This window comes from Streptomyces sp. WAC 04229, assembly GCF_003947455.1.
Classification (GTDB): domain Bacteria; phylum Actinomycetota; class Actinomycetes; order Streptomycetales; family Streptomycetaceae; genus Streptomyces.
The window spans coordinates 1-8,063 of record NZ_QHJH01000260.1 but is presented as its reverse complement, the minus strand read 5'-3'; the positions used below and the strand labels follow the sequence as shown (position 1 = coordinate 8,063).

Annotated in this window: 5 protein-coding genes; 1 reads left to right on the top strand and 4 read right to left on the bottom strand. The window is 71.6% G+C overall.

Going from position 1 to position 8,063, the window contains the following annotated elements:
- From hemW to lepA, 4 genes are all read right to left on the bottom strand, one after another.
- A partial coding sequence (hemW, locus tag DMH12_RS35520) for a radical SAM family heme chaperone HemW (RefSeq protein ID WP_125495430.1) occupies positions 1–998 on the bottom strand: 998 nt, incomplete at its 3' end.
- Between the two features lie 105 nt (positions 999–1,103).
- Complete coding sequence (locus DMH12_RS35515; protein ID WP_125495429.1) at positions 1,104–3,038, bottom strand: SpoIIE family protein phosphatase; 1,935 nt, start codon at positions 3,036–3,038, stop codon at positions 1,104–1,106.
- 185 nt (positions 3,039–3,223) lie between these two features.
- Positions 3,224–5,101 (bottom strand): long-chain fatty acid--CoA ligase, encoded by a 1,878-nt coding sequence (locus tag DMH12_RS35510; protein WP_125495428.1) that lies wholly within the window; start codon positions 5,099–5,101, stop codon positions 3,224–3,226.
- Positions 5,102–5,414: 313 nt separating this feature from the next.
- Positions 5,415–7,283, bottom strand: coding sequence for a translation elongation factor 4 (lepA, locus tag DMH12_RS35505; RefSeq protein ID WP_125495427.1), 1,869 nt, complete (start codon positions 7,281–7,283; stop codon positions 5,415–5,417).
- A 297-nt stretch (positions 7,284–7,580) separates the two neighbouring features.
- On the opposite strand from lepA, the gene rpsT reads away from it, so the two are divergent.
- Complete coding sequence (gene rpsT, locus DMH12_RS35500) at positions 7,581–7,847, top strand: 30S ribosomal protein S20 (RefSeq protein WP_122620158.1); 267 nt, start codon at positions 7,581–7,583, stop codon at positions 7,845–7,847.
- The last annotated feature ends 216 nt before the right edge of the window (positions 7,848–8,063 follow it).

Here is an 8,063-nt window from a genome sequence, read left to right as displayed (position 1 = left end):
CCCGGCGACTTCCCCGCCGCCAGCGCCCCTGCGTACGCCCCGGGGTGCTTCACGTTCCACCAGCGCACGCCGCCCACGTGGGAGTGGGCTCCCGGCCCCGCGCCCCACCAGTCGGCGCCCCGCCAGTACAGCTCGTTGTGGCGGCAGCGGCCGGCGTCGGAGGTGGCCCAGTTCGACACCTCGTACCAGTCGAAGCCCGCCGCCGAGAGGGTCTCCTCGGCGATCAGGTACCGGTCGGCGTGCACGTCGTCGTCGGTCATCGGGACCTCGCCGCGCCGGATGCGCCGGGCGAGCCGGGTGCCCTCCTCGACGATCAGGGCGTACGCCGAGACGTGGTCGGGTCCGGCGCCGAGCGCGGCGTCGAGGGAGGCCCGCCAGTCGTCGTCGGACTCGCCGGGGGTGCCGTAGATCAGGTCGAGGTTGACGTGGTCGAAGCCGGCGGCGCGGGCCTCGGCGACGCAGGCCTCGGGGCGGCCGGGGGTGTGTGTGCGGTCCAAGACCTTCAGGACGTGCTGCCGCGCGCTCTGCATGCCGAAGGAGATCCGGTCGAAGCCGCCCTCGCGGAGGGTGGCCAGGTAGGCGGGGTCGACCGACTCGGGGTTGGCCTCCGTCGTCACCTCCGCGTCCGGCGCCAGGCCGAACTCGTCGCGGATCGCGCCCAGCATCCGCACCAGGTCTCCGGCGGGCAGCAGGGTGGGGGTGCCGCCGCCGACGAAGACCGTGCGGACCTCGCGCGGGTCGTCGCCGAGCACCTTGCGGGCCAGGCGGACCTCGTCGACGAGTGTCCCGGCGTAGTTGTCGCGGGAGGCGAGGACGCCGCCGGTGCCGCGCAGCTCGGTCGCCGTGTAGGTGTTGAAGTCGCAGTAGCCGCAGCGGGTCGCGCAGTAGGGCACGTGCAGGTAGAAGCCGAGGGGGCGGTCGGCGGCCCCGGCGAGCGCGGACGCGGGCAGGGCACCGTCGGCGGGGACGGGTTCGCCGTCGGGGAGTGCGGAGGGCATGCGTTCCATTGTCCCGTACGGGAACGGTTGCCCGTCCTGCGGCCGCTCGGCCCGCGGCGACGACCCGGACCACGACGCCCCGGACCGCGACGACCCGTCCCGCCGCTACTCGGCCTGGAGCACCAGCAGCGCCAGGTCGTCCTCCGGGGGCCGGGGCCCGAACTCGTGCACCAGCCGCCGGATGCGCTCGGCGACCAGTTCGGCGTCGAGCCCCGCGCACCCGGCGAGCGCCGCGGCGAGCCCGTCCCCGTCGTCGAACTGGCGGGAGCCGCTGCGCCGCTCGGTGACCCCGTCCGTGACGCAGAGCAGGGTGTCGCCGGACCGCAGCTCGAAGGTCTCGCTGGCGTACGTGGCGTCCTCGACGACGCCGAGGAGGGTCTGCGGCGCGGCGACCGCGCGCACCGCGCCGTCGGGTCCGAGGAGCAGGGGCAGCGGATGCCCGGCGGAGGCGAGGGTGCAGCGGACGCCGCCCTCGAAGGGTTCGAGTTCGCCGTAGAGCAGGGACAGGAAGCGGGTCTGCGGTCCGTCGCCCGGGGCAACCGGTGGTCCGCCGACGGCGACCAGGGCGCGGGCGGCGGCGTCCGCGGCCTCGGTGGCGTCGTCGAGGAGGAGCTGGTTGAGGCGGTCGAGGACGTCGGGGACGCCGTACTGCTCGCGGGCGAGCAGCCGCAGCCAGGGCCGGGCGAGGCCGATGACGACGGCGGCCTCGGGGCCCTTGCCCTGGACGTCGCCGACGGCGAAGCACCAGCGGCCGTCGCCGGCCGGGAAGAGGTCGTAGAAGTCGCCGCTGGGGCCGCCCTTGTCGCAGGGCTCGTAGACGAGGGCGCTGCGCACGCCGGGGATCTCGGCGACGGCGCCGGGCAGCAGGCCGCGCTGGAGGACGGCGCTGATGGTGGCCTGGCGCGCGTACTGGCGGGCGGCACCGATGGCGAGCGCCACGCGGCGGCTGAGGTCCTCGACCAGGCCGGTGATCTCGTCGGGGAAGCCCGCGGTGCCGGCCCGTCCGATGACCAGGGTGCCCAGCGGCCTGCCCCCGGCGACCAGGCGGTAGGCGAGCGCGGCGCCGTGCGTGCCGAGCGCCTCGGCGGGCCAGGGGTGGCCGACGGGGCCGGAGCGCCACGGGTCGCGGGCGCGGGGCGGGTCCTTCTCCAGGGCCAGGCGCAGTTCGTCGATGTGGCCTTCGCCGGCGTGCCACACGCGGGCCAGCCGGGCGCCCACGGCCGTGCCGGGGTCGTCGCTCCAGGCGCCCCGGCCCAGGGACTCGTCCTCCAGCCACACCCCGCACCAGTCGGCGAGCCGCGGCACCACGAGCTGGCCGGTGAGCGAGGCGACCAGGTCCTCGTCGAGCTGCCCGGCCAGGAGGTCGGAGGCCTCGGCGAGGAAGGAGAGCGCGCCGCGCCCGAGCCACTCCCGGTCGCGCAGACCGCGCAGGCCGGTACCGGGGGCGGCGTCCGGGCTCTCCCGGACCTCGTCCGGGGCGTACACCTCGATCTGCCCGGCGGTCACGGTCTCGCTCCCGGCGTCCGCCGCCGTCTCCGTGCCCGCGGCCGGAAGCCGGGCCCACACCGTCTTGGTGCCCGGCCGGTACGTGATCCCCCAGGCCTCCGAGAGCGCGGCGACCAGCCGCAGACCGCGCCCGTACTCGGCGGGGTCCTGCGGTGTCCCGTGGTCGCCGCCCCTCGGCGCGCGGGAGGGGTGGTGGTCCGTGGCCTCGACGACGAGGGTGCCCGACTCCTCCATCCGGCAGGTGACCTCGACGTCCGTACCGGCGTGCACGACGGCGTTGGTGACCAGCTCGCTGACGACCACCAGGACGTCGGTGGCGCGGTGCTCGGTCAGGTGTTCCGCGCCGGGCAGGGCGCGCGCGGACCAGTCGGCGAGCGCCGCCCGCACCATCGCGCGCGCGGCCCCCGGCGCCAGGGAGCTGCCGAGCAGCACCGCGTGCGCCCGCGCGCACTCCTGGGCGGATGCCTCAGCGGTGTACGCGGGCGCCCCGCTGGTGCGGAAGGCGGTCTCCCGCTGCGTCGGAATGGCCCCCATGGACGTCTCCCCGGGCAGTTCGTGCGAGGTGCTCGCAGTCGATGCCGACAGAGTGACAGACCGGACCCGTTCATAAGCACGGAGTTACCGAAGTCGGCCGCCAAGGGTGAGATCCGTGCTACGCGAACGCTCGGACACCGCCGGAGAACGGACGGTTCCGAGCATCCGCCACGGAGCGAGGGCGCTCACGCCTCGCGCGAGCCCTCGTACATCTCCTCGATCAGGTGCTTGTACTCCCGCTCCACGACCGGCCGCTTGAGCTTGAGGCTCGGGGTGATCTCGCCGTGCTCGACGTCCAGGTCGCGCGGGAGCAGGCGGAACTTCTTGATGGTCTGCCAGCGCTGGAGGCCCTCGTTGAGCTGCTTGACGTAGCCGTCGACCATCTCCACCGTCGCGGGCGCCGCGACGATCTCCGCGTACGGCTTCCCCTCCAGGCCGTTCTCCTTGGCCCACTCGGTGATGGCGATCTCGTCGAGGGAGATGAGCGCGGTGCAGAAGTTCCGGTCGGCGCCGTGCACCAGGATGTTGGAGACGTAGGGGCAGACCGCCTTGAACTGGCCCTCGACCTCGGCGGGCGCGATGTACTTGCCGCCGGACGTTTTGATGAGGTCCTTCTTGCGGTCGGTGATCCGCAGGTAGCCGTCGGCGGAGAGCTCGCCGATGTCGCCGGTGTGGAACCAGCCGTCGGCCTCCAGCACCTCCGCCGTCTTCTCCGGCAGCTTGTGGTAGCCCTCCATGATGCCGGGGCCGCGCAGCAGGATCTCGCCGTCGTCGGCGATGCGCACCTCGGTGCCGGGCAGCGGCTTGCCGACCGTGCCGGTGCGGTAGGCCTCGCCGGGGTTGACGAAGGACGCGGCGGAGGACTCGGTGAGGCCGTAGCCCTCCAGGATGTGGATGCCGGCGCCGGCGAAGAAGTAGCCGATCTCGGGGGCGAGGGCGGCCGAGCCGGAGACGCAGGCGCGCAGGCGGCCGCCGAAGGCCTCGCGGATCTTGGCGTAGACGAGCTTGTCGGCGACGGCGTGCTTGGTGCGCAGGCCGGCGGGCGCGCTCGCGGTGCCGGTGCGCTTGAAGTTGTCCTGGGTGACCTTGGCGTACTCGCGGGCCACGCCGGCGGCCCACTGGAAGATCTTGTACTTGGCCCCGCCGCCCGCGCGGGCCTTGGCGGCGACGCCGTTGTAGACCTTCTCGAAGATGCGCGGCACGGCGGCCATGTAGGTCGGCTGGACCACCGGCAGGTTCTCGATGATCTTGTCGACGCGGCCGTCGACGGCGGTGACGTGGCCCACCTCGATCTGGCCGGAGGTCAGCACCTTGCCGAAGACGTGCGCGAGCGGCAGCCACAGGTACTGCACGTCGTCGCCGCTGACCAGGCCGGTCGCGGCGATGGCCTTCGCCATGTACGACCAGCAGTCGTGCGGGAGCCGTACGCCCTTGGGCTTGCCGGTGGTGCCGGAGGTGTAGATGAGGGTGGCGAGCTGGTCCTTGGTGAGCGCGCCGACCCGCTTGGCGACCAGCTCGGGGTCCGTCTCGAGGCGGGCCGCGCCGGTGCGCTCCAGTTCGTCGAGGGTGAGGATCCAGTCCTCGGCGGTGTCCGCGCCGGTCGCGTCGATCACCACGACGTGGGTGAGTTCCGGCAGCTCCGCCCGCTTCTCCCTGGCCTTGGCCAGCTGCGCGGCGTCCTCCGCGATCAGCACGCGGCTCTCGGAGTCGGAGAGGATGTACGCCGACTCGTCGGCGTTGGTCTGCGGGTAGACGGTGGTCGTCGCCGCGCCCGCGCACATGATGCCGAGGTCGGCGAGGATCCAGTCCAGCCGGGTGGAGGAGGCCAGCGCAACGCGCTGCTGCGGCTGCACGCCCAGCTCGATCAGACCGGCCGCGATCGCGTAGACCCGATCGGCGGCCTGGGACCAGGTCAGCGACTTCCACGCGTCGGGGCCCTCGCCCGAGGCCGGCGGCACCGGGTAGCGGTACGCCTCGGCGTCCGGCGTGGCGGCCACCCGCTCCAGGAAGAGTCCCGCCACGGAGGGCGGACGGTTCTCGATCGTTGTCTGTGTGTCGCTCACGACATCCTCCGTGGGCCCGCGACGGCGCGGCCGGCTCGTGGTGGCCGGCCCAGGTGCGGCTGGTTCAGGTGCGGCTGGTTCACTCTCGGGCGGTGTTCGGGCGTGGCTCGGACAGTTGCCCGATCACTTGTTTAACTCACGAGTAACTACGGGGCAGGCATCAGCGTAAAGGGCGACCGGCCCCCGCGTAAGAGTCCGCGCCCTGTCACTTCCTACAGACGCCCGCCCGTGACATGCGAAGGGACCCGCCGCACTTTCGTACGACGGGCCCCCCGGAGTCCGTTTTACCCGGACTCGGCGTGCGGTGCGGCGGTTACTTCTTGCCCTTGCCCGACCCCGCGCTGTCATCACTGGAGAGGACCGCGATGAAGGCCTCCTGCGGAACCTCCACGGAACCCACCATCTTCATCCGCTTCTTGCCTTCCTTCTGCTTCTCCAGCAGCTTCCGCTTGCGGGAGATGTCACCGCCGTAGCACTTGGCGAGGACGTCCTTGCGGATGGCGCGGATGGTCTCGCGGGCGATCACCCGGGAGCCGATGGCGGCCTGGATGGGCACCTCGAAGGCCTGGCGCGGGATCAGCTCGCGCAGCTTGGCGACGAGCCGTACGCCGTACGCGTACGCGGCGTCCTTGTGGGTGATCGCGGAGAAGGCGTCCACCTTGTCGCCGTGCAGCAGGATGTCGACCTTGACCAGGCTGGAGGCCTGCTCGCCGGTGGGCTCGTAGTCCAGCGACGCGTAGCCGCGGGTCTTCGACTTCAGCTGGTCGAAGAAGTCGAAGACGATCTCCGCGAGCGGGAGGGTGTAGCGGATCTCGACCCGGTCCTCGGAGAGGTAGTCCATGCCGAGCAGGGTGCCGCGCCGGGTCTGGCACAGCTCCATGATCGCGCCGATGAACTCGGTCGGTGCGAGGATCGTGGCGCGCACGACCGGCTCGTAGACCTCGTTGATCTTCCCCTCGGGGAACTCGCTCGGGTTGGTGACGTCGACCTCGGTGCCGTCCTCCATGACCACGCGGTAGACCACGTTGGGCGCGGTGGCGATGAGGTCGAGGCCGAACTCGCGCTCCAGCCGCTCGCGGATCACGTCGAGGTGCAGCAGGCCCAGGAAGCCGACGCGGAAGCCGAAACCGAGGGCCGCGGAGGTCTCGGGCTCGTAGACGAGGGCGGCGTCGTTGAGCAGGAGCTTGTCCAGGGCCTCGCGCAGCAGGGGGTAGTCCGAGCCGTCCAGCGGATACAGACCGGAGAAGACCATGGGCCTGGGGTCCTTGTAGCCGCCGAGCGCCTCCTCGGCGCCCTTGTGCATGCTGGTGACGGTGTCACCGACCTTGGACTGGCGGACGTCCTTCACGCCGGTGATCAGGTAGCCCACCTCACCGACGCCGAGGCCGTCGGCGGCGAGCATCTCCGGTGAGTTGGTGCCGATCTCCAGCAGCTCGTGCGTGGCGCCGGTGGACATCATCCGGATCCGCTCGCGCTTGTTGAGCTGGCCGTCGATGACACGGACGTACGTCACGACACCCCGGTAGGAGTCGTAGACGGAGTCGAAGATCATCGCCCGCGCGGGGGCGTCCTTGACGCCCACCGGGGGTGGGACGTCGGCGACGACCTTGTCCAGCAGCGCCTCGACCCCGAGGCCGGTCTTGGCGGAGACCTTGAGCACGTCGTCGGGGTCGCAGCCGATCAGGTTGGCGAGTTCCTCGGCGAACTTCTCGGGCTGCGCGGCCGGCAGGTCGATCTTGTTCAGCACCGGGACGATCGTGAGGTCGTTCTCCATCGCCAGGTAGAGGTTGGCGAGGGTCTGGGCCTCGATGCCCTGGGCGGCGTCCACGAGGAGGATGGTGCCCTCGCAGGCGGCGAGCGACCGCGAGACCTCGTAGGTGAAGTCGACGTGCCCCGGGGTGTCGATCATGTTGAGGATGTGCGTGCTGCTCTTGTCGTGGGTGGGGGCCCACGGCAATCGCACCGCCTGGGACTTGATCGTGATGCCGCGCTCGCGCTCGATGTCCATGCGGTCGAGGTACTGGGCGCGCATCTGCCGCTGCTCGACCACACCGGTCAGCTGGAGCATCCGGTCGGCGAGCGTGGACTTGCCGTGGTCGATGTGCGCGATGATGCAGAAGTTGCGGATCAGCGCAGGGTCGGTACGGCTCGGCTCGGGCACATGGCTGGGGATCGCGGGCACGCAGGGTCCTGATTCTTGAGGCGTCCGCAGTGTCTGCGGTCTCGGGTCGGATCGATACGTAGCCTCCATCGTCCCACGGGTGGGGAGCCGGGATGGGTCTGGGACGGCCCGACGCCGGGTTGCGGCCGGGGCGCGGGCTGGTTGCGGGCAGGTTGGGGCCTGGTTTTGGGGGCGCCGCGGGCCGCTGGTACCGTGGGGGGCTGTGTCTCTTGCCCTCTCAGCGCGAGGCACTCCTTCAAGAAATCATCGGTACGGGACCTTCGCGGCCTCGTGCCTGAACCTGCAAAGGCTCAATTCGTGGCGAACATCAAGTCCCAGATCAAGCGGAACAAGACCAACGAGAAGGCCCGGCTGCGCAACAAGGCCGTCAAGTCCTCTCTGAAGACCGCGATCCGCAAGGCCCGTGAGGCCGCTGCCGCGGGTGACGTCGAGAAGGCCACCGAGTACCAGCGCGTCGCCGCGCGTCAGCTCGACAAGGCCGTCTCGAAGGGTGTCATCCACAAGAACCAGGCCGCCAACAAGAAGTCGGCGCTTGCGACCAAGGTCGGCGCCCTCAAGGGCTGAACCCCTCATCTGGTCTGATCGCCGGGTGGACCCAGAGCGGGCCCTCTCTCATCCGCTCCCGTCCGGCACCCAGGATCCATGCGCGGCCTGCGTTCGCCACGCGGGCATGGATCCGCGAGCTTGATCCGAAGGCCCCGGTGGCCGTCCTTCCCCGGACGGACGCCGGGGCCTTCGGTCTGCCGTGCGCCGGGGCCCTCGGTCGGCCGGGGTGGGCGG